Source organism: Franconibacter daqui (assembly GCF_014644275.1).
Lineage (GTDB): Bacteria > Pseudomonadota > Gammaproteobacteria > Enterobacterales > Enterobacteriaceae > Franconibacter > Franconibacter pulveris.
The window spans coordinates 1,694,718-1,719,211 of sequence record NZ_BMKJ01000001.1 but is presented as its reverse complement, the minus strand read 5'-3'; the positions used below and the strand labels follow the sequence as shown (position 1 = coordinate 1,719,211).

The following is a 24,494-nucleotide window of genomic DNA, read 5'->3' as shown; positions in this document are numbered from 1 at the left end:
CAGGCTCGCTTATCTGCTATCTACCCCTTAATACCCGCCCCGGCGGAAAAAGGCGGTCAATTCCTGTCCTGTTGGAATAATTTTATTTAAAAACAATAGATTAAATGAAATTCGTGCCTCCTACTTTGGGGGTAGTTCGCTTTTTGCGCGTCTTCTCTGCGCCGGGTCGGCTTGATCGTCGTCAATTCTGCTTATCTGACGCGGCGTTACCGTGCCGCCATTCCAGCAATGTCGATTTACCAGAAGAGCCTTAAGGCTCCCTACAGGAGAAACGCTGATGAGCAAATTTTTGGACCGGTTTCGCTACTTCAAACAGAAGGGCGACACCTTTGCCAATGGGCACGGCCAGCTTCTTGAAACAAACCGCGACTGGGAAGAGAGTTACCGGAGCCGCTGGCAGCACGACAAAATCGTGCGTTCGACTCATGGCGTAAACTGCACTGGCTCCTGTAGCTGGAAAATCTACGTGAAAAACGGTCTGGTGACCTGGGAAACCCAGCAGACCGACTACCCGCGCACCCGCCCGGACATGCCGAACCACGAGCCCCGCGGCTGCCCGCGCGGCGCGAGCTACTCCTGGTATCTCTACAGCGCCAACCGCCTGAAATATCCGCTGATGCGCAAGCGCCTGATCAAACTCTGGCGTGAGGCAAAAGCGCGTCACAGCGACCCGGTAAACGCCTGGGCCTCCATTATTGAAGACAGCGAAAAAGCGAAAAGCTATAAGCAGGCGCGCGGGCGCGGCGGCTTCGTCCGCTCCTCCTGGCAGGAGGTGAACGAACTTATCGCGGCGGCGAACGTCTATACCGCCAAAACTTTTGGCCCGGACCGTATCGCCGGTTTTTCGCCTATTCCGGCGATGTCGATGGTCTCTTACGCCTCCGGTGCGCGCTATCTCTCGCTGATTGGCGGCACCTGCCTGAGCTTCTATGACTGGTATTGCGACCTGCCGCCCGCCTCGCCGATGACCTGGGGCGAGCAGACCGACGTGCCGGAATCCGCCGACTGGTACAACTCCAGCTACATCATCGCCTGGGGCTCCAACGTGCCGCAGACCCGCACGCCGGACGCCCACTTCTTTACCGAGGTGCGCTACAAAGGCACGAAAACGGTCGCCGTCACCCCCGACTACGCGGAAATCGCCAAGCTGTGCGACCTGTGGCTGGCGCCGAAACAGGGCACCGACAGCGCGATGGCGCTGGCGATGGGCCATGTGATGCTCAAAGAGTTCCACCTCGATAAGCCGAGCCAGTATTTCACCGACTATGTGCGCCGCTACACCGACATGCCGATGCTGGTGATGCTCGAAGCGCGCGACGGTTTCTATGCCGCAGGCCGTATGCTGCGCGCCTCCGATCTGGTCGATAATCTGGGCCAGGAAAATAACCCGGAGTGGAAAACCGTCGCGTTCGATAACCGCAATGGCGAACTGACAGCGCCGAATGGCTCCATCGGCTTCCGCTGGGGCGAAAAGGGCAAGTGGAACCTTGAACAGCGCGACGGCGCCTCCGGTGAAGAGACCGAACTGCGCCTGTCGCTGCTGGGCCATCAGGATGAGGTTGCCGACGTGGGCTTCCCGTACTTTGGCGGTGACAGCAGCGAACACTTCAACAAGGTGAAGCTGGAAAACATCCTGCTGCATAAGCTGCCGGTGAAACGCCTGACCCTGGCCGACGGCAGCCAGGCGCTGGTGGCCACGGTGTATGACCTGACCCTTGCCAACTATGGCCTCGATCGCGGCCTGGACGACGCCAACTGCGCTGCCAGCTACGACGACGTGAAAGCGTACTCCCCGGCCTGGGCGGAGCAGATTACCGGCGTGCCGCGCGCGCAGATTATTCGCACCGCCCGCGAGTTTGCCGACAACGCCGATAAAACGCATGGTCGTTCCATGATAATCGTCGGCGCTGGTCTGAACCACTGGTACCACATGGATATGAACTACCGTGGGCTTATCAATATGCTGGTGTTCTGCGGCTGCGTCGGCCAGAGCGGCGGCGGCTGGGCGCACTATGTCGGCCAGGAGAAACTGCGCCCGCAAACCGGCTGGACGCCGCTGGCCTTCGCGCTGGACTGGAACCGTCCGCCGCGCCACATGAACAGCACCTCTTTCTTCTATAACCACTCCAGCCAGTGGCGTTATGAATCCCTGACGACGGAAGACCTGCTGTCGCCGCTGGCGGATAAATCGCGCTACAGCGGCCATCTTATCGACTTCAACGTGCGCGCCGAGCGCATGGGCTGGCTGCCTTCTGCGCCGCAGCTTGGCACCAACCCGCTGCGCATCAAGGCTGCGGCGGATAAAGCGGGCATGAGCCCGGTGGATTACACCGTGAAGGCGCTGAAATCGGGCGAGATCCGCTTCGCCGCCGAAGAGCCGGAGAACGGTAAAAACCATCCGCGCAACCTGTTTGTCTGGCGCTCCAACCTGCTGGGCTCCTCCGGTAAGGGGCATGAGTACATGCTCAAATACCTGCTCGGCACCGAGAACGGCATTCAGGGCAAAGATCTCGGCCAGCAGGGCGGCGTGAAGCCTGAAGAGATTGAATGGCAGGATAACGGCCTTGACGGCAAGCTGGACCTGGTGGTCACCCTCGACTTCCGTCTCTCCAGCACCTGTCTTTACTCCGACATTGTGCTGCCGACCGCCACCTGGTATGAAAAAGACGACATGAATACCTCGGATATGCATCCGTTTATTCATCCGCTTTCCGCCGCCGTCGACCCGGCCTGGGAGTCGAAAAGCGACTGGGAAATCTACAAAGGCATCGCGAAGAAATTCTCGGAAGTTTGCTTGGGCCACCTCGGCGTGGAAACCGATGTGGTGACGCTGCCGATTCAGCATGACTCCGCCGCCGAGCTGGCGCAGCCGCTGGAGGTGAAAGAGTGGAAAAAAGGCGAATGCGAGCTGATCCCGGGCAAAACCGCGCCGCACATTATTGCCGTTGAGCGTGACTACCCGGCGACGTATGAGCGCTTCACCTCCATCGGCCCGCTGATGGAGAAAATCGGCAACGGCGGCAAGGGCATCGCCTGGAATACCCAGAGCGAAATGGATCTGCTGCGCAAGCTTAATTACACCAAGCAGGACGGTCCGGCGAAAGGTCAGCCGATGCTCAACACCGCCATTGACGCCGCCGAGATGATCTTAACGCTTGCGCCGGAAACCAACGGCCAGGTGGCGGTGAAAGCCTGGGCGGCGCTCAGCGAGTTTACCGGCCGCGACCATACGCATCTGGCGCTGAATAAAGAAGAAGAGAAGATTCGCTTTCGCGATATCCAGGCGCAGCCGCGCAAAATTATCTCCAGCCCCACCTGGTCCGGGCTTGAGGATGAGCATGTCTCTTACAATGCCGGTTACACCAACGTGCATGAGCTTATCCCGTGGCGCACGCTCTCCGGCCGCCAGCAGCTGTATCAGGATCACCCGTGGATGCGCGACTTCGGCGAGAGCCTGCTGGTCTATCGTCCGCCCATCGACACCCGTTCGGTGAAAGCGGTGATGGGCAAGAAATCTAACGGCAACCCGGAGAAGGCGCTGAATTTCCTGACGCCGCACCAGAAATGGGGCATTCACTCTACCTACAGCGACAACCTGCTGATGCTGACGCTTTCCCGCGGTGGCCCGATTGTCTGGATGAGCGAAGACGACGCCCGCGACCTCGGCATTGCGGATAACGACTGGATAGAGGTGTTTAACGCCAACGGCGCGCTGACCGCCCGAGCGGTGGTGAGCCAGCGCGTACCGGCAGGCATGACCATGATGTACCACGCCCAGGAGCGCATCGTGAATATTCCGGGGTCGGAAATCACTGGCCAGCGCGGCGGCATTCACAACTCGGTCACCCGCATCAGCCCGAAACCGACCCATATGATCGGCGGCTATGCGCAGCTGGCCTACGGCTTTAACTACTACGGCACCGTAGGCTCTAACCGCGATGAGTTTGTGGTGGTGCGTAAGATGAAGAACATTGACTGGTTGGACGGCGAAGGCAACGACCAAAAACAGGAGAGCGTAAAATGAAAATTCGTTCACAAGTCGGCATGGTGCTGAACCTTGATAAATGCATCGGCTGCCACACCTGTTCGGTGACCTGTAAAAACGTCTGGACCAGCCGCGAAGGCATGGAGTACGCCTGGTTTAACAACGTGGAAAGTAAGCCGGGCGTCGGCTTCCCGAACGACTGGGAGAACCAGGAGAAGTGGAAGGGCGGCTGGGTGCGCAAAATCAACGGCAAGCTGCAGCCCCGTATGGGCGGGCGCGGCATGCTGCTGGGTAAAATTTTCGCCAACCCGCATCTGCCGGGCATTGATGATTACTACGAACCGTTCGACTTCGACTATCAGCACCTGCACAACGCGCCGGAAGGCAAGCATCAGCCGATAGCGCGCCCGCGCTCGAAAATCACCGGCCAGCGGATGAATAAAGTCGAAGCGGGCCCGAACTGGGAAGAGATCCTGGGCGGCGAGTTTGAAAAGCGCTCGCAGGATAAAAATTTCGACAATATGCAGAAGGCGATGTACGGCCAGTTCGAAAACACCTTCATGATGTATCTGCCGCGCCTGTGCGAGCACTGCCTGAACCCGGCGTGCGTGGCCACCTGCCCGAGCGGCGCGATTTACAAGCGTGAAGAAGACGGCATCGTGCTGATTGACCAGGATAAATGCCGCGGCTGGCGCATGTGCGTGACCGGCTGTCCGTACAAAAAAATCTACTTCAACTGGAAGAGCGGCAAATCTGAGAAGTGCATCTTCTGCTATCCGCGTATTGAAGCGGGGATGCCGACTGTCTGCTCAGAAACCTGCGTGGGCCGTATCCGCTATCTCGGCGTGCTGCTGTATGACGCGGACGCCATCGAGCAGGCGGCGAGCACCGAGCATGAGACCGATCTCTATCAGCGCCAGTTGGATGTCTTCCTCGACCCGAACGACCCGAAAGTGGTTGAGCAGGCGTTGAAAGACGGCGTGCCGCAGAGCGTGATTGACGCCGCGCAGCAATCGCCGGTGTGGAAGCTGGCGATGGACTGGAAGCTGGCGCTGCCGCTGCACCCGGAATACCGCACGCTGCCGATGGTCTGGTACGTGCCGCCGCTGTCGCCGATTCAATCCGCCGCCGATGCGGGCGAGCTTGGCCGCAACGGCATTCTGCCGGATGTGGAAAGCCTGCGCATTCCGGTGCAGTACCTGGCGAACCTGCTCACCGCAGGCGACACCGCCCCGGTATTGCTGGCCCTGAAACGCATGCTGGCGATGCGCCACTACAAACGCGCGGAAACCGTTGACGGCGTGAATGATGTTCGCGCGCTGGAAGAAGTGGGGCTGAGCGAAGCGCAGGCGCAGGAGATGTACCGCTATCTGGCTATCGCGAACTACGAAGACCGCTTCGTTATTCCTTCCAGCCACCGTGAACTGGCGCGCGACGCGTTCCCGGAGCGCAACGGCTGCGGCTTTAGCTTCGGCGACGGTTGCCACGGCTCTGACAGCAAATTCAACCTGTTCAACAGCCGCCGCATCGACGCCGTCGATGTGACCGTGAAAGGGGAGCATCTGTGATGGAACTGCTTATTCTCTCGCGCCTGCTGGAGTACCCCGACGCCGCGCTCTGGCAGCATCAGCAGGAGCTGTTCGACGCGTTGGCTGAAACTGAGCATCTCTCGCTAAAGGATGCCCACCGGCTGGGCGTTTTTATCCGCGACTTGCTAAGCGAGGATTTACTGGACGCGCAGGCAAGCTACAGCGAACTGTTTGATCGCGGGCGCGCCACCTCGCTGCTGCTTTTCGAACATGTGCATGGCGAATCCCGCGACCGGGGGCAGGCGATGGTCGACCTGCTTGCCCAGTATGAGCGCGCCGGGCTTGAACTCAGCAGCCGCGAGTTGCCGGATCATTTGCCGCTTTATCTGGAATACCTTGCGCAACTGCCGCATGACGACGCGGTGAACGGGCTTAAAGACATCGCGCCGATACTGGCGCTGCTCGGCGCTCGCCTTAAGCAGCGCGAAAGCCGCTACGCCCTGATTTTCGAGCTGCTGCTGGCGCTCGCTGAAAGTCGGGTTGATGAACAAAAAGTGCAGGCGCAACTGGCTGGCGAAGCCCGTGACGATACGCCGCAGGCGCTGGACGCCGTCTGGGAAGAAGAACAGGTGAAGTTTTTCGCCGAAAAGGGGTGCGGCGAGGACGCCATCAGCGCTCATCAGCGTCGCTTTGCCGGGGCGGTGGCCCCGCAGTATCTGACTATCTCTACCGGAGGACAGCACTAATGCACTTCCTGAATATGTTCTTCTTTAGTATCTACCCGTACATCGCCGGTACGGTCTTTCTGGTCGGCAGCTGGCTGCGTTATGACTACGGCCAGTATACCTGGCGCGCCGCCTCCAGCCAGATGCTTGACCGCAAGGGGATGAACCTGGCCTCTAACCTGTTCCATATCGGCATTCTCGGGATTTTCTTCGGCCACCTGTTCGGCATGTTAACGCCGCACTGGATGTACGAGTGGTTCCTGCCGGTGGCCGTTAAGCAACAGCTGGCGATGGTCGCAGGCGGCATCTGCGGCGTGCTGACGCTGGTGGGTGGGCTGCTGCTGCTTAAGCGTCGCCTGTTTAACCCACGTGTGCGTGCGACATCGACCGGCGCTGATATCCTGATCCTGGCGCTGCTGATGGCGCAGTGTACGCTGGGACTGTTGACTATTCCGTTCTCTGCGCAGCATATGGACGGCAGTGAGATGATGAAGCTGGTGGGGTGGGCGCAACACATCGTGACCTTCCGCAGCGGCGCGGCGGAGCAGCTTGACGGCGTGGCGTTTATCTTCCGCGTTCACCTTGTGCTTGGCATGACGCTGTTCCTGCTTTTCCCGTTCACCCGCCTGGTGCATGTGTGGAGCGCGCCGGTGGAATACCTGACGCGCAGATACCAGGTGGTGCGCGCACGCCGCTGAATAGCAGGCGATATGACAAACCCGGCTGACGCCGGGTTTTTTATTGGCGAAATGGTGGAGAATTTTTCTCCCTCGGGGAGCGTACGGATTTCGTTTTTGCTGACTATCGCAGGGAGGCCGTTGGGGAAAGGGCGTTAACGACTCGCCGCTTGCGCAGGCGCTGTTGCCTTTTCTCCCCAGCCCAGATTATTCCCCGCCGCGGCAAGGAGGATCAGCGCGCCGCCTGCCAGCTGGTGCAGGCTCAGACTATGCCCGAAGACCCACTGATCCGCGGCAATCGCCACCAGCGGATAAATAAATGAAAGGGATCCGGTCACCGGCGTCGGCAGCTTTTGTATTGCGCCGTAAAGCAGTTGATACATGACCCCGGTGTGTAACACGCCAAGCAGAACCAAAATACTCCACTGAAACGGCGTTGGCGAGAGGCTGAAATGCGAGACAGGCAGCAGCATCAGCACGCTCACGCTCACTTGCACCAGCGCGATTTGCTGAGGCGGCACCCCTTTTAGCCGACGGGTGATGAGGGCGGTAAGGGCGTAAAAGAACGCAGCGCCAAGCGCCATGGCGATACCCAACAGCCAGCCGTCATGATGCGACCCCGTCAACTGGCCCGCCAGCACCAGCGCCATTCCGCCAAACGCGGCCAGCAGCCAATACCATTTCGCCCGCGTGACTTTCTCGCCCAGGAAAAGCATGCTCATCAGCACCAGCATCAGCGGCTGCGTGTTGTAAACCAGCGTGGCGAGGCCAATGGAAAGACGGGAGTAGGCGGCAAACAGCAGCAGCCAGTTAAGCACCAGCGCCACGCCGCCCAGCGCGGCGACAACGATGACCTTCAAAGTAAGATGGCTGCGCCAGTCGCCGCTAAGGCGCGTCAGGATAAAGAGGGTGAGGGTGCCGACCAGGCAGCGCCAGAACACCACATCCGTCACGGGTTGCCCGCTCAGCAGCACAAAAACGCCGATTGAGCCTGAAATCAGCATGGCGGCCGTCATTTGCCAGACGCCGGTCTTGTAGTCGTTGCTCATGTTGCCCTCCTTTTGTGTTGGTCTATTTTCGACGTTTCCTGCCAGATGCGGTATAGAATTAATCAGGAGCGATGTGTCTTTTGCCTTTTTTTATGAGGTTTATATGGAAAATTACTTTCTGGATAACACTGACCGGCAGATTCTGGCTTATCTGACAGAAGACGCCAGGTTGTCGCTGAAAGTGCTGAGCGGCAAAATCGGGCTTTCTTCGCCCAGCACGGCGGAGCGTATCCGACGGCTGGAGGAGCGCGGCATCATTGAAGGTTATGGCGCGCGGGTAAACCTTCCGGCGGTGGGTTACGGGATGCAGGCGCTGGTGCGCGTTAAGCCGCTGCCGGGCATGTTGCATAAAGTCGAAAAGATGATTCAGGCGATGCCGGAATGTATTGAGTGCGACAAGGTCACGGGTGAGGATTGTTTTGTGATGCGGCTGGCGTTTCACTCCATCGGCCAGCTTGACGACCTGCTCGATGGCCTGGCGGATTACGCGCAGTCGAACACCTCTATTGTGAAGAGTTCCCCGGTAAAGAGAAGATTGCCGCCGCTTTGAGGGGGTAAATACGGGTTAACTTAAACAGCGGGCAGCGCTTCGCGCCTCGCCCTGCGGGCCGTTGCCTGCGGCAACGTTGTCTCGCTTCGCTCGACCCGAACCTTAGTCGAAGGTTCTCATCCTTCCCCGCGCAGAAGCGATATGGGAGGCAGTCGATTTGGTTAAAGGTGATTTTTATCTGAAGAGATGGTGGTGGGGGAAGGATTACTCGGCGCTTCGCGCCTCGCCCTGCGGGCCGTTGCCTGCGGCAACGTTGTCTCGCTCTGCTCGACCCGAACCTTAGTCGAAGGTTCTCATCCTTCCCCGCGTAAATGGCGCATGGAAAGTGAAGGGTGATGGTAGAGGGAAGCTTGATATAAGAGAGGGGTATTCATATTGTCTGAATGATAAGCCAGCGGCTTATCAGGTTAACCACATCGCTGTGGTTGAACCTTACGTTATGAGAAATGTATCGTTTGCGTACTTTTTACACGTAACGCTTTAAAGCTAAGCAATTCATTTTACCCGTATTACAGGATAATCGTCCGGTTGCCATAAACGAACACGCGCTGGGCAAGAACCTGATAAAGCGCGCGGCTGAGGACATTTTTCTCAACATCGCGCCCGGCGCGCATCATATCTTCAGCGGTGTAGTTATGATCAACGTGAATCACATCCTGCATGATGATCGGGCCTTCATCCAGATTGTCGTTCACGTAATGCGCAGTCGCACCGATAATCTTTACGCCGCGCTCATAAGCCTGATGGTAAGGACGCGCGCCAATAAAGGCTGGCAGGAACGAGTGGTGAATATTAATAATTTTGTTCGGAAAACGGGCAACGAAATCAGGCGTCAGCACGCGCATATATTTCGCCAGCACAACGTAATCCGGTTCGTAATGCTCAATGGCCTGCGCCATCAGTTGATCGTGCTCTTCGCGCGTTAAACCTTCATGGCTTACCAACTGGAATGGAATATCAAAGCGCTCAACAAGCGAACGCAGCGTTTCGTGGTTGCCGATAACCGCAGCGATCTCGACATCCAGCCCGCCATAGTTGGCTTTCATCAGCAGGTCGCCCAGGCAGTGCGCTTCTTTGGTGACGAGAATGACGATACGGCGGCGTCCAGCCGGGTTGAGTTCGCGTACGGAACCTTCCGGCAGCGCGCTATCAAGATCGGCAAGCAACGTCGCATCGTTGAAGATACCTTCCAGTTCGGTACGCATAAAAAAGCGGCCGGTGCGGTGATCGACAAACTCATTGTTCTGGACGATATTCAGTTCGTGCTTGTAGCAAATATTGGTAATACGTGCGATCAGGCCTTTCTGATCGGGACAAATAGTGCGAAGTACTTTGCGTTGTAATGCTTGCATTGCAGGGAAGATCCTGTTGAGTGTTTGTCATTCAGCGTTGTCAAAAGGCGGTTTATTGCCCGCAACACTTTTTAAATTTTTTACCGGAACCACAGGGGCAGGGGTCGTTACGACCAATTACCGGACGAACGCCGTCAATATAATACCAGCGTCCGTGCTCTTTTAAGAACCGGGAACGTTCAATGATAGCGCCAGGTTTGCCCTGCTCGCTATAGCGCGCGACAAAACTCACGAAGCCTTCTTCTTCATTTTGCCCCGGCGCCTCTTCAAAAATAGTCAGCCCCAGCCATTCAGTATGGGCAAAGCCTGCCTCGATATCAGCCCGAAAGGCGTTGGCCTGACACGCTGGATGCCACGTATCGACAAGATAATTCGCGTCTTTCATCACAAAAGCGCAATAGCGAGACCGCATGAGATGTGACGGAACGGGCGCGGCCTTGTCGCCAGACAGATAAGGCTGGCAACATAGGCTATACTCCTGTGCGCTGCCACAAGGACAAAGTTGCGACAAAGTTGCTCCTTGAATAAACAGTAACGGCGTTTCGACGCCACGGCGGCATTATGTTAACCGAGCAGTGGCGATGACGCCACGGGATGTCATACCGGGGACTTCAACCGAGGCGTAATGAAAGAGCAAACAGAAGGGCTGATTCGGGAAGAAAAATCCACCATTATTAACGCCCTGCTGGACATCGTCACAATTTTAGGTTTTTTTAGAATGCTATCCATGGCCGGGGTCTTTTTGATCGTAACGGCGTTACACACAGCCAGGCACTATCGCAAAGAATATATTGATAATGTGGTTTTTATTTTGTGCAAATTATGTCCCGCTTACTGGACTTTTATCATTTATCACGCTTTTTACCGGGCGCAATGTAAACAGAGTTCCCCCAGAGCGAGCATTCTTCAGGCGATTCTGACAGGCAGCAGTCGCTTGAACATGCCACTATTAAGTTGTCATTTGTCAGGGGGAAGAAGATGACGCAACCTTTAGCCGGAAAACAGATCCTTATCGTCGAAGACGAACCCGTTTTCCGCTCAATGCTGGATGCCTGGCTCACGGGAATGGGCGCGGAAACCGCCGTTGCGTGGGATGGGATAGAAGCGCTGGAAAAAATGGCCCAACAGACACCGGATTTGCTGATTTGCGATCTGGAAATGCCCCGTATGAATGGGTTGCAACTGGTGGAGCATATCCGCAACGAAGGGGTTCAAACGCCGATTCTTGTTATTTCCGCTACGGAAAACATGGCGGATATCGCTAAGGCGCTGCGTCTTGGCGTACAGGATGTCTTGCTAAAGCCAGTTAAAGATTTAAACCGCCTGCGTGAAACCGTGTTCGCCTGCCTTTACCCGAACATGTTTAACTCGCGCGTAGAGGAAGAAGAGCGCTTGTTCCAGGACTGGGACGCGCTGGTGAACAACCCGCAGGCGGCGGCAAAGCTGCTGCAGGAGCTGCAACCCCCGGTTCAGCAGGTCATATCTCACTGTCGCATTAATTATCGCCAGCTGGTCTCTGCCGATGAGCCGGGCCTGGTGTTGGATATTGCCCCCCTTTCTGAGCAAGATCTCGCCTTTTACTGTCTCGACGTCACCCGTGCTGGCGATAACGGCGTATTGGCGGCGTTGCTTTTACGCGCGCTTTTTAACGGGTTATTACAGGAGCAGCTTTCGCAGCAGCGACAGCGCCTGCCCGAGCTGGGGAATTTACTTAAACAAGTTAACCAATTGTTACGCCAGGCAAATCTGGTAGGACAATTTCCGCTTATGGTTGGGTATTACCACAGCGGTTTAAAAAATCTTATTCTGGTTTCCGCTGGTCTTAACGCGACGTTAAATACTGGCGACCATCAAATTCAGGTAAGTAGTGGTGTGCCTTTAGGTACGCTGGGTAATACTTACTTAAATCAAATTAGTCAGCGTTGCGAATCCTGGCAGTGTCAGATTTGGGGCGCTGGCGGCCGTTTAAGGCTGATGTTGTCTGCGGAATGAGCGTTCGGCGGGGATAAAGCAAGATAGCTTTATCCGCACGCTCTTTGCTGGTGCTAATATCACGTTGGTTTTCTTCGTATTAGTCCTAAAGTGCCGGGGCACCGCGTATTCAGCCGCTTAATACAAATCTATGCTGATATACTCGAACGCGTTTTTAATTGACGAACAAGTGTCAAACTTGAACAGTCCAGGAGAATATTCAATGGCTGCCATTAATTCGAAAGTAAGAAAAGCAGTAATCCCGGTTGCGGGATTAGGGACCAGGATGTTGCCGGCCACTAAGGCGATTCCAAAAGAGATGCTGCCGCTGGTTGATAAGCCGTTAATTCAGTATGTCGTTAACGAATGTATCGCCGCTGGCATTACTGAGATTGTTCTGGTCACTCACTCCTCCAAAAACTCTATCGAAAACCATTTCGACACCAGTTTTGAACTTGAAGCCATGCTGGAAAAACGCGTCAAGCGCCAGCTGCTGGAAGAAGTGCAATCTATCTGCCCGCCGCATGTCACCATCATGCAGGTTCGTCAGGGCCTGGCGAAAGGCCTCGGCCACGCTGTGATGTGCGCGCACCCGGTTGTCGGTGACGAGCCGGTCGCCGTTATTCTGCCGGACGTCATTCTGGATGAGTTTGAATCTGATCTCTCCCAGGAAAACCTGGCTGAGATGATTAAGCGCTTCGATGAAACCGGCAACAGCCAGATCATGGTTGAGCCTGTAGAAGATGTTACCGCGTATGGCGTGGTCGATTGTAAAGGCGTTGCGCTGCAGCCTGGCGACAGCGTGCCGATGGTCGGCATCGTTGAAAAACCGAAGGCGAACGTCGCGCCGTCCAACCTGGCTGTAGTAGGCCGCTATGTGCTCAGCGCCGATATTTGGCCGCTGCTGGCCAAAACGCCTCCGGGAGCGGGTGATGAAATCCAGCTCACCGACTCCATCGCTATGCTGATGGATAAAGAGACAGTGGAAGCCTACCACATGAAAGGCAAGAGCCACGACTGCGGCAACAAACTCGGTTACATGCAGGCGTTCGTAGAATATGGGATTCGCCACAACACGCTCGGTGAGGAATTTAAAGCCTGGCTGAACGAAACTGTGGGCGATAAGAAGTAACCTATTCAGGCAGGACAAGGCAATGAAAGTAACCGTTTTTGGTATTGGCTACGTCGGTCTGGTTCAGGCCGCGGTGCTGGCGGAAGTCGGCCACGATGTCATGTGTATCGACGTTGATGAAAATAAAGTCGAGAACCTGAAAAAAGGCGTCATCCCGATTTATGAACCGGGTCTGACCCCGCTTGTGAAGAAAAATTATGAAGAGGGGCGGCTGCACTTCAGCACGAACGCGCAGGAAGGCGTTGAGCATGGCGTAATGCAGTTTATCGCAGTCGGCACCCCGCCGGATGAAGACGGCTCTGCGGATCTGAAATATGTCACCGCTGTGGCGCGGACTATCGCTCAGCATATGACCAGCCACAAAGTGGTGCTGGATAAATCAACCGTGCCGGTGGGCACGGCGGACAAAGTCCGTAAAGTGATGAGCGAAACGCTGCAGGCGCGCGGCGTGGATATCCCCTTTGATGTGGTTTCCAACCCGGAATTCCTGAAAGAAGGGGCGGCGGTATCGGATTGTATGCGTCCTGAGCGCATCGTGGTGGGGACGGATAACGACGATGTCGTTGAGCTGCTGCGTGAGCTCTATGAGCCGTTTAACCGCAATCATGACCGCATGATCCTGATGGATATCCGCAGCGCGGAGCTGACCAAGTATGCCGCCAACTGCATGTTGGCCACGAAGATAAGCTTTATGAACGAGATTTCGAACCTGGCGGAGCGTCTGGGCGCGGATATCGAAAAAGTGCGGCAGGGCATCGGTTCAGACTCGCGTATCGGCTATCACTTTATCTACCCTGGCTGTGGTTACGGCGGTTCCTGCTTCCCGAAAGATGTACAGGCGTTAATCCGTACCTCCGAACAGATTGGCTATGTGCCGCGTCTGCTTAAAGCCGTAGAAGACGTTAACCACGATCAAAAGCAGAAGCTGCCAGAGTTCATTCGTCGTCATTTCGGCGAAGATCTAAGCGGTAAAACGTTCGCGCTGTGGGGGCTTTCCTTTAAACCCAACACTGACGATATGCGTGAAGCGTCAAGCCGTGTACTGATGGAGGAACTCTGGAAGCGTGGAGCGACGGTTCAGGCCTACGATCCGGAAGCGATGGATGAAACGCAGCGCATTTATGGCCACCGTGACGACCTGCGTTTGATGGGCACCAAAGAGGCCGCGTTGCATGGGGCAGATGCGCTAGTTATCTGTACCGAGTGGCAGGCTTTCCGCGCGCCGGACTTTGACATCATTAAAAATTCCCTTAAACAGCCGGTTATCTTTGATGGTCGTAACCTGTATGATCCAGGCAGGCTCAGCAAACGCGGCTTTGTTTATTATGCAATCGGCCGCGGAGCATCCATTAACATTGCATAATAAATGAGGGTTGTATGAAATTTCTGGTAACCGGCGCAGCAGGCTTTATTGGTTTTCACGTCAGCGAGCGTCTGCTGGCAGCCGGTCACCAGGTTATCGGTATCGATAACCTGAATGACTATTATGATGTCAACCTCAAATACGCTCGCCTTAACCTTATAGAAAATCACCCCAATTTCCGTTTTCAAAAGCTTGACCTTGCCGACCGTCAGGGAATGGCGGATTTATTTGCTTCAGAAAAACCTCAACGCGTTATTCATCTTGCCGCCCAGGCTGGCGTTCGTTATTCCCTGGAAAACCCGCATGCTTATGCGGACGCAAATCTGGTAGGGCATTTGAATGTGCTTGAGGGGTGCCGTCATCATCAGGTTGAGCATTTATTATACGCGTCTTCCAGTTCCGTTTATGGCCTGAACCGTAAAATGCCGTTTTCAACCGATGACAGTGTCGATCATCCCGTTTCTTTATACGCGGCGACGAAAAAAGCCAATGAATTGATGTCGCATACCTACTCCCATCTTTATGGTTTGCCGACCACCGGGTTACGCTTTTTTACAGTTTATGGTCCCTGGGGCCGCCCGGATATGGCGTTATTTAAATTTACGAAAGCGATCGTGGAAGATAAGCGAATCGATGTTTATAACCATGGCAAAATGCGTCGTGATTTTACTTATATCGATGATATTGCCGAGGCGATTGTCCGTTTGCAGGACGTTATTCCACAGGCGGACCCGAAGTGGACTGTGGAAACCGGATCGCCGGCCACCAGCTCCGCTCCGTATCGTGTATATAATATTGGCAACAGCTCTCCTGTCGAGCTGATGGATTATATTTCTGCGCTTGAAAAAGCGCTGGGTAAAGAAGCGCAGAAAAACATGATGCCGATACAGCCGGGCGATGTGCTTGAAACCAGCGCGGACACAACGGCCCTGTATGACGCGATTGGCTTTAAGCCGCATACCTTAGTAGAAGAGGGCGTTAAGCGCTTTGTAGAGTGGTATAAGGCGTTTTATCAGGTCGCTGGTTGATTATGTTTCATCCCCTTTAAAACAAAAAACCCGCCGAAGCGGGTTTTTTTATTAAAGCGTATTAGTCTTTAATCAGGAAATCGTCCAGCTGTTTGCCTTCATCAATAGCTTTTTTGATAACTGCCGGCGTACGACCCTGGCCAGTCCAGGTTTTGCTTTCGCCGTTTTCATCAATGTAGCTATATTTTGCCGGGCGAGCAGCGCGTTTGGCTTTAGTGCCAGTTTTAGCAGCAGACATGCTGTTCAGCAATTCGTTCGGGTCGATACCATCCGCGATCAACATTTCACGATACTGCTGTAATTTACGAGTACGCTCTTCGATTTCAGCTGCTGCAGCGCTTTCTTCTTCGCGGCGCTCATTCACAACAACTTCTAATTTTTCCAGCATTTCTTCAAGCGTTTCAAGGGTGCATTCTCTTGCCTGCGCACGAAGAGTACGGATGTTGTTCAGAATTTTAAGTGCTTCGCTCATTGTAGTAATCTCAAACTTATATTGGGGGTGGTTTGTTGACCTAATAATAGAGCCTTAATTTCACTTCTGCAATAGGTGAGAATGTAAGGAATTCAAAATATCGGCTTATTTTGGACGTTATTAAAAAAAGCAAAGTTAAATCTACCTTTAAGAACCGTACAAAAAAAGCGGGCTTATTGCGGGCGCGACAACGATTTTATAGAGGAAAAGAGAAGAAACATAAGCAACGTTTTATAACGCGGTTAGGGGCGGCTGTATAAATATCATTCTTTCGCATGAACTCCGATACTGCCCGCGTGAGGGCCATTATTCTTTTATTTTTCAGTAATTTTATCAGTCTGGATAAGGGGTTAGTTAACCAGGGTTAATAATAGCAGCCGCTATTTACTGGTTCGCTTATATGGTCGTAAATGCATTATTACCGTGCGGGTAAATATAAAGCACTCTGACGCTAAATGCGCTTCGGGGATTAACGCAGCGCCAGCAGGCATGCGGTACTGGCAGGTTATGGTACAATCACGCCTATTCCGTTTCATACCATGGGGCTTGCCGCCAATGGCGCAACTTTATTTTTACTATTCTGCAATGAACGCGGGTAAATCTACCGCTTTGCTTCAGTCTTCCTATAACTACCAGGAAAGAGGGATGCGAACGGTCGTCTATACGGCGGAAATCGACGATCGCTTCGGCGCCGGGAAAGTGAGTTCACGCATCGGTCTCTCATCGCCTGCAAAACTTTTTAATCAGAGCACATCGTTATTTACGGACATTCGCGAAGAACATGAGCGTAAGCCAGTACATTGCGTGCTGGTGGACGAAAGCCAGTTCCTGACGCGTCAGCAGGTTTATGAACTTGCCGGCGTAGTGGACGAGTTAGATATTCCGGTGCTTTGTTACGGGTTGCGTACGGATTTTCGCGGCGAGCTATTTATCGGCAGCCAATATTTACTGGCCTGGTCCGATAAGCTGGTCGAACTGAAAACTATCTGCTTCTGCGGACGCAAAGCGAGCATGGTGCTGCGGCTGGATCAAAACGGACAGCCTTATAATGAAGGGGAGCAGGTCGTTATCGGCGGTAACGAACGCTATGTCTCCGTTTGCCGGAAACATTATAAAGAAGCGCTTGCAAAAGGCTCTTTACAGGCCGTACAGCAGCGAAAAGAGGGCTCGTCATAGGGGAGGTAGGAGACGTAGAGAAACCGCTGCTATGGCCTTTAAAATGCGCCCATGCCAGTTCTACAGTTACTCTGAATTTCATAATAAAAAAACCCGCCATCAGGCGGGTTTTTTATCAGCGATTAGTACCTGTCAGGCAGGTTTTTTCGCTTTCTTGTCAGCTTTTACTACCTGAGCGACTTCTTTAGCAGCTGCTGCACCGCCTTCGGTGTATTCGCGGCCATAGAAGCTATCCAGCAGAATCTGTTTCAGCTCGGAAATCAGCGGATAGCGCGGGTTAGCACCGGTACACTGATCGTCAAAGGCGTCTTCAGACAGCTTATCAACATGCGCCAGGAAGTCCGCTTCCTGCACGCCCGCTTCACGGATAGACTTAGGAATGCCCAGTTCAGCTTTAATGCTGTCCAGCCATACCAGCAGCTTTTCAATTTTCGCTGCGGTGCGGTCGCCCGGCGCAGAAAGACCGAGGTGGTCAGCAATCTCGGCATAACGGCGGCGCGCCTGCGGACGGTCGTACTGGCTGAATGCAGTCTGCTTCGTCGGGTTATCGTTCGCGTTATAGCGGATAACGTTGGAAATCAGCAGGGCGTTGGCCAGACCGTGCGGGATATGGAACTGCGAACCCAGTTTGTGCGCCATAGAGTGGCACACGCCGAGGAAGGCGTTCGCAAAGGCGATACCCGCAATAGTCGCGGCGCTGTGAACACGCTCACGTGCAACCGGGTTTTTAGCGCCTTCATGGTAAGAAGCCGGCAGGTTTTCTTTCAGCAGTTTCAGCGCCTGCAGAGCCTGACCATCGGAAAACTCGCTTGCCAGAACAGAGACATAAGCTTCCAGGGCATGAGTTACCGCATCCAGACCACCGAACGCGCAGAGTGACTTCGGCATATCCATGACCAGGTTTGCGTCGACGATCGCCATGTCTGGGGTCAGCGCGTAGTCTGCCAGCGGATATTTCTGACCAGTTGCGTCATCAGTAACCACGGCGAACGGAGTCACTTCAGAACCGGTACCGGAAGTGGTGGTGACGGCGATCATTTTCGCTTTCACGCCCATTTTCGGGAATTTGTAGATACGTTTACGGATATCCATAAAGCGCAGCGCCAGTTCTTCGAAATGGGTTTCCGGATGCTCATACATGACCCACATGATCTTCGCGGCGTCCATCGGAGAACCGCCACCCAGTGCGATGATAACGTCCGGCTTGAAGGAATTAGCCAGTTCAGCGCCTTTACGAACAACGCTCAGGGTCGGATCCGCTTCAACTTCAAAGAATACTTCGGTTTCGACGCCTGCTGCTTTCAGCACGGAGGTTATCTGATCAGCGTAACCATTGTTGAACAGGAAGCGGTCAGTCACGATCATGGCGCGTTTGTGACCATCAGTAATCACTTCATCCAGCGCGATAGGCAGAGAGCCGCGGCGGAAGTAGATAGATTTCGGAAGTTTATGCCACAACATGTTCTCAGCTCGCTTGGCAACGGTTTTCTTGTTGATCAGGTGCTTCGGACCCACGTTTTCAGAGATGGAGTTACCGCCCCAGGAACCGCAACCCAGCGTCAAAGAAGGCGCCAGTTTGAAGTTATAAAGGTCACCGATACCGCCCTGCGACGCCGGGGTATTGATGAGGATGCGCGCGGTTTTCATCATTTGACCAAAGTGCGCGACACGTTGCGGCTGGTTATCCTGGTCGGTGTACAGGCAGGAGGTATGACCGATACCGCCCATTGCAACCAGTTTTTCCGCTTTCACTACCGCGTCTTCGAAGTCTCTTGCGCGGTACATGGCGAGAGTCGGGGAAAGTTTCTCGTGTGCGAACGGTTCGCTTTCATCCACGAGAGTTACTTCGCCGATCAGAATCTTGGTGCCAGCCGGTACGCTGATGCCTGCCATTTCAGCGATTTTGGTCGCAGGCTGGCCTACGATAGCCGCGTTCAGGCCGCCATTTTTCAGGATGATATCCTGAACGGCTTTCAGTTCTTTGCCCTGAAGCAGATAGCCGCCATGGGTGGCGAAACGTTCGCGCACAGCGTCATACACAGAATCAACAACGACAACGGATTGTTCAGATGCGCAGATAACGCCGTTATCGAAGGTTTTGGACATCAGGATGGACGCCACGGCACGTTTGATATCGGCGGTTTCGTCGATAACGACTGGCGTGTTGCCTGCGCCTACGCCAATTGCCGGTTTACCTGAGCTGTATGCGGCTTTCACCATACCCGGACCGCCAGTGGCGAGGATAAGGTTGATATCCGGGTGATGCATCAGCTGATTAGACAGCTCAACTGAAGGTTCGTCGATCCAACCGATAATGTCTTTTGGCGCACCAGCAGCAATTGCGGCCTGAAGCACGATATCAGCTGCTTTATTGGTGGCGTTTTTCGCACGCGGGTGCGGAGAGAAAATGATAGCGTTGCGTGTTTTAAGGCTAATGAGCGCTTTAAAAATTGCGGTGGATGTCGGGTTAGTCGTCGGAACGATACCGCAGATGATGCCAGTGGGTTCGGCGATAGTGATAGTGCCGAAGGTATCGTCTTCTTCCAGGATGCCGCAGGTTTTCTCGTCTTTGTAGGCGTTGTAGATATATTCAGAAGCGAAGTGGTTTTTAATCACTTTATCTTCGACGATACCCATACCAGATTCGGCAACGGCCATTTTAGCGAGGGGGATGCGAGCATCTGCGGCGGCCAGAGCGGCTGCGCGGAAGATTTTATCGACCTGTTCTTGAGTAAAGTTGGCGTATTCACGCTGGGCTTTTTTTACGCGCTCGACGAGGGCGTTAAGTTCAGCGACATTAGTAACGGCCATAATGCTCTCCTGATAATGTTAAACTCTTTTAGTAAACCAGCTGTTTGAATCACTTATAAAGCTAGACCAAACAGCACGCGTAACAGACAGGATGTGACAACGCAATAGCTAATGACACCACGCTGATTTACTAAAAGAGCCTTACCCTCACAGCCCTGAAGCTCGCTGTTATTCCCTGGCGGCGTAATCAGGTTACTCACTTCTGAGTAGGCAAAACGTGATCAGGATCAATTTATATCCATGCTGACTCCTTTCAGCAGGCCATATTTCAGTATTACAGCATTGTGTAATAGCTTAGCTACAGCGTATATAAATTACGTTACCATAATTACAACAAATAAATAACAAGAGCGGTTCGTTTTCCTGAAAAAGGAATAAGAAGAATATTGCCCTGCGGATCAGCGTAGCGTACGTGGGCCTTTTCCTTTACATTACGCGAGTCTTTTGCATGGCTCATTTCTGGAGTTCTTGTGGCCCACTCTTTCTTAGATATGCCAACCTACTTTAAGTTCTTTATCGGGCTCTTTGCGCTGGTTAACCCGGTTGGGATTATCCCCGTCTTTATTAGCATGACCAGTTACCAAACCGCGGTGGCCCGTAATAAGACGAACCTTACTGCCAACCTCTCTGTCGCCATCATTCTGTGGACGTCGCTTTTTCTGGGCGATGCCATCCTGCAATTGTTCGGTATTTCTATAGATTCCTTCCGTATCGCGGGCGGCATACTGGTTGTCACTATCGCTATGTCGATGATTAGCGGCAAGCTGGGTGAGGATAAGCAAAACAAACAAGAGAAATCAGAAACCGCAATTCGTGAAAGCGTGGGCGTAGTGCCGCTGGCGCTTCCTTTGATGGCGGGACCGGGCGCGATAAGTTCAACCATCGTCTGGGGAACGCGTTACCACAGCCTGGGTTATATGGTGGGATTTTCACTGGCTATTGCTGTTTTTGCCCTCTGCTGTTGGGGCGTTTTCCGTCTTGCTCCGTGGCTTGTGCGCTTACTGGGTCAGACCGGCATTAACGTGATAACGCGTATTATGGGGCTATTGCTAATGGCCCTTGGCATCGAGTTTATTGTGACGGGTCTGAAAGCTATCTTTCCAGGTTTGCTTAATTAAATCGCTTTCATTTGAAAAAGCGGAGCTCCGGCTCCGCTTTTTTTTGCGACTTCATTAGCATTTCGTCTTGTATGCGACCAAATGCAACATTGTCATAGCAAAAAAGAATGCATCAGCTTAGTTATTTAAAATCAATACGTTGCTAACAGCTGTTGTTAGCCGGCGTGCAGAAAGAGAGCAAAAGGTTTGTTATTTTTCTCACACCATACTCTTGTTCTTGCTGACGGATAACTGAAATGTTATTAGTAATTTCATTCGCAAAGCAGATGAATGTGCTAAAAAATAGACAAATGTTAATTTTATGTGATTTTGTGTGACGGGGTTCAAAATGCGTAACCGCAAGCCCATTTTATAAGCGTAACGCATTGATTGTTAATGTTTTTATCGAGATTTAACTTCTCCTGGAGTAGCGCTAAATATCGTTTTTGGCCTCTCTAAAAGAGAAATGCTTAACAAATTTGTAAATTCTATTGGCGCAGGATTGTCGCTTTTGATACCTTCCGGCCAAAACATTCGGCTGCAAATTATTAGTTAATGAGAATGCTTTTTGTCTGAAAGCGTTTTCGGGCGGCAGGTTCGCCATCCTCTCGCTTCTCTTCAGACAGGGGAAGAGAAGCCAGGAATCGACGTAAAGACCGCCGTACGAGTGGTCGTTATAAATAAAGTCGGTGATAGCAAGCAGTAAAAAAAAGAAAAACCTGACAGCGGCAAATCGCTCCTGCGCTGTACAGGCGCCCAAAAGGGCAGCAAGAGGCTGGCTTCAGGGCCAGTAATTATAATGATTGGAGTATTATCACAATGACCATCATCACAAAAAAAAGTCTGGTAGCGGCGGGAATTCTTTCTGCGCTAATCGCGGTTAACGCAATGGCTGCGAATGTGCCTGCAGGTGTGCAACTGGCGGAAAAACAAACGCTGGTGCGCAACAATGGTTCTGAAGTGCAATCCCTCGATCCGCACAAAATTGAAGGCGTGCCGGAATCCAATATCAACCGCGACCTGTTTGAAGGCCTGCTGGTGACTGATGTGGACGGGCACCCGAGCGCGGGCGTGGCGGAAAAGTGGGAAAATAAAGATTTCAAAGTCTGGACGTTCCATCTGCGTAAAGATGCGAAGTGGTCCAACGGCGAACCGGTAACGGCGCAAGATTTCGTGTACAGCTGGCAGCGTCTGGCCGATCCGAACACGGCTTCACCTTATGAAAGCTACCTGCAATATGGTCATATCGCGAATATCGACGACATCATCGCTGGTAAAAAGAAGCCGACTGAACTTGGCGTTAAAGCGATCGATGATAATACTCTCGAAGTCACTCTGACCGAACCGGTTCCTTACTTCTATAAGCTGCTGGTGCACTCCTCGATGTCGCCGGTACCTAAAGCCGTTGTAGAGAAATTTGGCGAAAAATGGACGCAGCCTGCCAATATCGTTTCGAACGGCGCTTATAAGCTCAAAGATTGGGTAGTGAACGAGCGCATCGTGCTCGAGCGCAACACCAATTACTGGGATAACGCGAAAACGGTTATCAACCAGGTTACTTACCTGCCTATCTCTTCTGAAGTGACAGACGTAAACCGCTACCGCAGCGGCGAAATCGACATGACTTATAACAACATGCCGATCGAACTCTTCCAGAAGCTGAAAAAAGAGATCCCTAAAGAGGTGCACGTTGACCCGTACCTGTGCACCTACTACTACGAAATCAACAACCAGAAGCCGCCATTTAACGATCCGCGCGTTCGCGCCGCGCTGAAACTGGGCCTGGATCGCGATATCATTGTTAACAAAGTGAAAAACCAGGGCGACCTGCCAGCTTATAGCTACACCCCGCCTTATACCGACGGCGCGAAGCTGACCGAACCCGCCTGGTTCAAAATGACCCAGGAACAGCGTAACGCGGAAGCGAAAAAGCTGTTGGCGGAAGCAGGCTACACGGCGGATAAGCCGCTGACGTTCGACCTGCTGTACAACACGTCCGATCTGCACAAGAAACTGGCTATCGCCGTCTCTTCCATCTGGAAGAAAAACCTCGGCGTGAACGTGAAGCTGGAAAACCAGGAGTGGAAAACCTTCCTGGATACCCGTCATCAGGGCAACTTCGACGTAGCGCGTGCGGGCTGGTGTGCGGATTACAACGAACCGACTTCCTTCCTGAACACCATGCTCTCTGACAGCTCAAACAATACCGCGCACTATAAGAGCGAAGCGTTCGATAAGATTATCGGCGATACGCTGAAGGTGACGGATGAAGGGCAGCGCACCGCGCTTTATCAGAAAGCGGAAGAACAGCTTGATAAAGACTCCGCGATCGTGCCGGTTTATTACTACGTGAACGCCCGTCTGGTGAAACCGTGGGTGGGTGGTTATACCGGTAAAGACCCGATGGATAATATCTACGTTAAGAACCTTTATATTATCAAGCACTAATGGCAATGCGTGGGGCGAAACAATTTCTCTTCTCGCAGCGGTAACCTTTTCCGCCGCATAACCTGCGGCGGAAATAAACGCCGTCGCGTGAATAAGAAAGTTGCACTCGCGCCACTGTGCCCTGGAGCCGTAAAGCCGTCTGGCGCAGGCTCCTTTTTCATCTTTACTCAAAGGCACATGCCAGAAGGTACGGGCAATGTTGAAATTTATACTACGTCGCTGTCTGGAAGCGATTCCGACACTCTTTATTCTTATCACTATTTCCTTCTTTATGATGCGTCTGGCGCCGGGCAGCCCCTTTACCGGCGAGCGTGCGCTGCCGCCAGAAGTCATGGCGAATATCGAGGCGAAATACCATTTAAACGATCCGATTCTGACTCAGTATTTCAGTTACCTGAAACAGCTGGCTCACGGAGATTTCGGGCCGTCATTCAAATATAAAGATTATTCCGTTAACGATCTTGTGGCCTCTTCGTTTCCGGTTTCCGCGAAACTCGGCGCCGCGGCCTTTTTGCTGGCGGTCATTCTGGGCGTAACGGCGGGCGTGATTGCAGCGCTTAAACAAAATACCAAATGGGATTACACGGTAATGGGCATTGCGATGACCGGGGTAGTGATACCGAGTTTCGTCGTAGCCCCGCTACTGGTCATGATATTCGCCATCACGCTGCAGTGGCTTCCCGGCGGCGGCTGGAATGGCGGGGCGTTAAAATTTATGATCCTGCCGATGGTGGCGCTCTCCCTTGCCTATATCGCCAGTATCGCGCGTATTACGCGCGGTTCGATGATTGAAGTGCTGCACTCTAACTTCATCCGCACCGCGCGGGCGAAAGGGCTGCCGATGCGTCGGATTATCCTGCGTCATGCGCTGAAACCGGCGCTGCTGCCGGTGCTCTCGTATATGGGCCCGGCGTTTGTCGGCATTATCACCGGCTCGATGGTTATCGAAACTATCTATGGTCTGCCGGGTATCGGCCAGCTTTTCGTTAACGGAGCGCTGAACCGCGACTATTCGCTGGTGCTGAGCCTGACTATCCTGGTCGGCGCGCTGACCATCCTTTTTAACGCCATTGTCGATGTGCTTTATGCCGTCATCGACCCGAAAATCCGTTACTGACGCTGGAGTCGC

Annotated in this window: 19 protein-coding genes and 2 other RNA genes; 14 read left to right on the top strand and 7 right to left on the bottom strand. The window is 53.5% G+C overall.

Features of this window, described 5'->3' with window-relative positions:
- Positions 1–277: 277 nt before the first annotated feature.
- The 4 genes from IEX01_RS08145 to narI are packed head-to-tail and all read left to right on the top strand — an operon-like array spanning position 278 to position 6,937.
- On the top strand, positions 278–4,024 hold the full coding sequence (locus tag IEX01_RS08145) for a nitrate reductase subunit alpha (protein ID WP_188723629.1): 3,747 nt from the start codon (positions 278–280) through the stop codon (positions 4,022–4,024).
- Positions 4,021–5,553, top strand: a complete 1,533-nt coding sequence (gene narH / locus IEX01_RS08140; protein ID WP_188723628.1) for a nitrate reductase subunit beta — start codon at positions 4,021–4,023, stop codon at positions 5,551–5,553. Before IEX01_RS08145 ends, narH begins: the two co-directional genes overlap by 4 nt.
- Positions 5,550–6,260 (top strand): nitrate reductase molybdenum cofactor assembly chaperone, encoded by a 711-nt coding sequence (narJ, locus tag IEX01_RS08135; RefSeq protein ID WP_188723627.1) that lies wholly within the window; start codon positions 5,550–5,552, stop codon positions 6,258–6,260. Before narH ends, narJ begins: the two co-directional genes overlap by 4 nt.
- Positions 6,260–6,937, top strand: a complete 678-nt coding sequence (gene narI, locus IEX01_RS08130; RefSeq protein ID WP_024556079.1) for a respiratory nitrate reductase subunit gamma — start codon at positions 6,260–6,262, stop codon at positions 6,935–6,937. Before narJ ends, narI begins: the two co-directional genes overlap by 1 nt.
- Positions 6,938–7,071: 134 nt before the next feature.
- Here the strand turns inward: narI and IEX01_RS08125 are convergent, their stop codons facing one another.
- Complete coding sequence (locus IEX01_RS08125; RefSeq protein WP_188723626.1) at positions 7,072–7,965, bottom strand: DMT family transporter; 894 nt, start codon at positions 7,963–7,965, stop codon at positions 7,072–7,074.
- A gap of 103 nt (positions 7,966–8,068) precedes the next feature.
- Here IEX01_RS08125 and IEX01_RS08120 point away from each other — a divergent pair, with 103 nt between their 5' ends.
- Positions 8,069–8,515, top strand: a complete 447-nt coding sequence (locus tag IEX01_RS08120) for an Lrp/AsnC family transcriptional regulator (RefSeq protein ID WP_024556081.1) — start codon at positions 8,069–8,071, stop codon at positions 8,513–8,515.
- 20 nt (positions 8,516–8,535) lie between these two features.
- Here the strand turns inward: IEX01_RS08120 and IEX01_RS08115 are convergent.
- The 4 genes from IEX01_RS08115 to IEX01_RS08100 form a co-directional block, all read right to left on the bottom strand.
- A non-coding RNA gene (locus tag IEX01_RS08115) (RtT sRNA) lies at positions 8,536–8,656 on the bottom strand.
- A gap of 46 nt (positions 8,657–8,702) precedes the next feature.
- Positions 8,703–8,833: non-coding RNA, RtT sRNA (locus IEX01_RS08110), on the bottom strand.
- Between the two features lie 191 nt (positions 8,834–9,024).
- A complete protein-coding gene (gene purU / locus IEX01_RS08105; protein ID WP_024560937.1) occupies positions 9,025–9,867 on the bottom strand; it encodes a formyltetrahydrofolate deformylase in 843 nt (280 codons plus the stop codon).
- A 52-nt stretch (positions 9,868–9,919) separates the two neighbouring features.
- On the bottom strand, positions 9,920–10,378 hold the full coding sequence (locus tag IEX01_RS08100) for a YchJ family protein (protein WP_188723625.1): 459 nt from the start codon (positions 10,376–10,378) through the stop codon (positions 9,920–9,922).
- A gap of 114 nt (positions 10,379–10,492) precedes the next feature.
- Here IEX01_RS08100 and IEX01_RS08095 point away from each other — a divergent pair, with 114 nt between their 5' ends.
- The 5 genes from IEX01_RS08095 (at position 10,493) to IEX01_RS08075 (ending at position 15,361) form a co-directional block, all read left to right on the top strand.
- Positions 10,493–10,849, top strand: a complete 357-nt coding sequence (locus tag IEX01_RS08095; RefSeq protein ID WP_188723624.1) for a hypothetical protein — start codon at positions 10,493–10,495, stop codon at positions 10,847–10,849.
- A complete protein-coding gene (rssB, locus tag IEX01_RS08090; protein WP_024556085.1) occupies positions 10,846–11,859 on the top strand; it encodes a two-component system response regulator RssB in 1,014 nt (337 codons plus the stop codon). The genes IEX01_RS08095 and rssB overlap by 4 nt, the downstream gene beginning before the upstream one ends.
- A gap of 202 nt (positions 11,860–12,061) precedes the next feature.
- Positions 12,062–12,970 carry a UTP--glucose-1-phosphate uridylyltransferase GalU gene (gene galU, locus IEX01_RS08085; protein ID WP_024556086.1) on the top strand — a complete coding sequence of 303 codons (909 nt, stop codon included), beginning with the start codon at positions 12,062–12,064 and terminating at the stop codon, positions 12,968–12,970.
- 22 nt (positions 12,971–12,992) lie between these two features.
- Positions 12,993–14,333 carry a UDP-glucose dehydrogenase family protein gene (locus IEX01_RS08080; protein WP_048887441.1) on the top strand — a complete coding sequence of 447 codons (1,341 nt, stop codon included), beginning with the start codon at positions 12,993–12,995 and terminating at the stop codon, positions 14,331–14,333.
- Positions 14,334–14,347: 14 nt separating this feature from the next.
- Complete coding sequence (locus tag IEX01_RS08075; RefSeq protein WP_188723623.1) at positions 14,348–15,361, top strand: NAD-dependent epimerase; 1,014 nt, start codon at positions 14,348–14,350, stop codon at positions 15,359–15,361.
- 61 nt (positions 15,362–15,422) lie between these two features.
- Here the strand turns inward: IEX01_RS08075 and hns are convergent, their stop codons facing one another.
- Positions 15,423–15,833 carry a histone-like nucleoid-structuring protein H-NS gene (gene hns, locus IEX01_RS08070; RefSeq protein WP_024553058.1) on the bottom strand — a complete coding sequence of 137 codons (411 nt, stop codon included), beginning with the start codon at positions 15,831–15,833 and terminating at the stop codon, positions 15,423–15,425.
- Between the two features lie 555 nt (positions 15,834–16,388).
- On the opposite strand from hns, the gene tdk reads away from it, so the two are divergent.
- The gene (tdk, locus tag IEX01_RS08065; RefSeq protein ID WP_024560940.1) at positions 16,389–17,009 is read left to right on the top strand and encodes a thymidine kinase; all 621 of its coding nucleotides are present in this window, start codon (positions 16,389–16,391) and stop codon (positions 17,007–17,009) included.
- 132 nt (positions 17,010–17,141) lie between these two features.
- Here the strand turns inward: tdk and adhE are convergent, their stop codons facing one another.
- A complete protein-coding gene (gene adhE, locus IEX01_RS08060; protein ID WP_024560941.1) occupies positions 17,142–19,820 on the bottom strand; it encodes a bifunctional acetaldehyde-CoA/alcohol dehydrogenase in 2,679 nt (892 codons plus the stop codon).
- Between the two features lie 470 nt (positions 19,821–20,290).
- On the opposite strand from adhE, the gene IEX01_RS08055 reads away from it, so the two are divergent.
- The 3 genes from IEX01_RS08055 to oppB all read left to right on the top strand — a co-directional run bounded on the left by IEX01_RS08055 (position 20,291) and on the right by oppB (position 24,482).
- Entirely contained in the window at positions 20,291–20,938 is a 648-nt protein-coding gene (locus tag IEX01_RS08055; RefSeq protein ID WP_167541509.1) for a YchE family NAAT transporter, read from the top strand.
- Between the two features lie 798 nt (positions 20,939–21,736).
- Positions 21,737–23,365, top strand: coding sequence for an oligopeptide ABC transporter substrate-binding protein OppA (gene oppA / locus IEX01_RS08050; protein ID WP_188723622.1), 1,629 nt, complete (start codon positions 21,737–21,739; stop codon positions 23,363–23,365).
- Positions 23,366–23,561: 196 nt separating this feature from the next.
- On the top strand, positions 23,562–24,482 hold the full coding sequence (oppB, locus tag IEX01_RS08045) for an oligopeptide ABC transporter permease OppB (protein WP_024556093.1): 921 nt from the start codon (positions 23,562–23,564) through the stop codon (positions 24,480–24,482).
- The last annotated feature ends 12 nt before the right edge of the window (positions 24,483–24,494 follow it).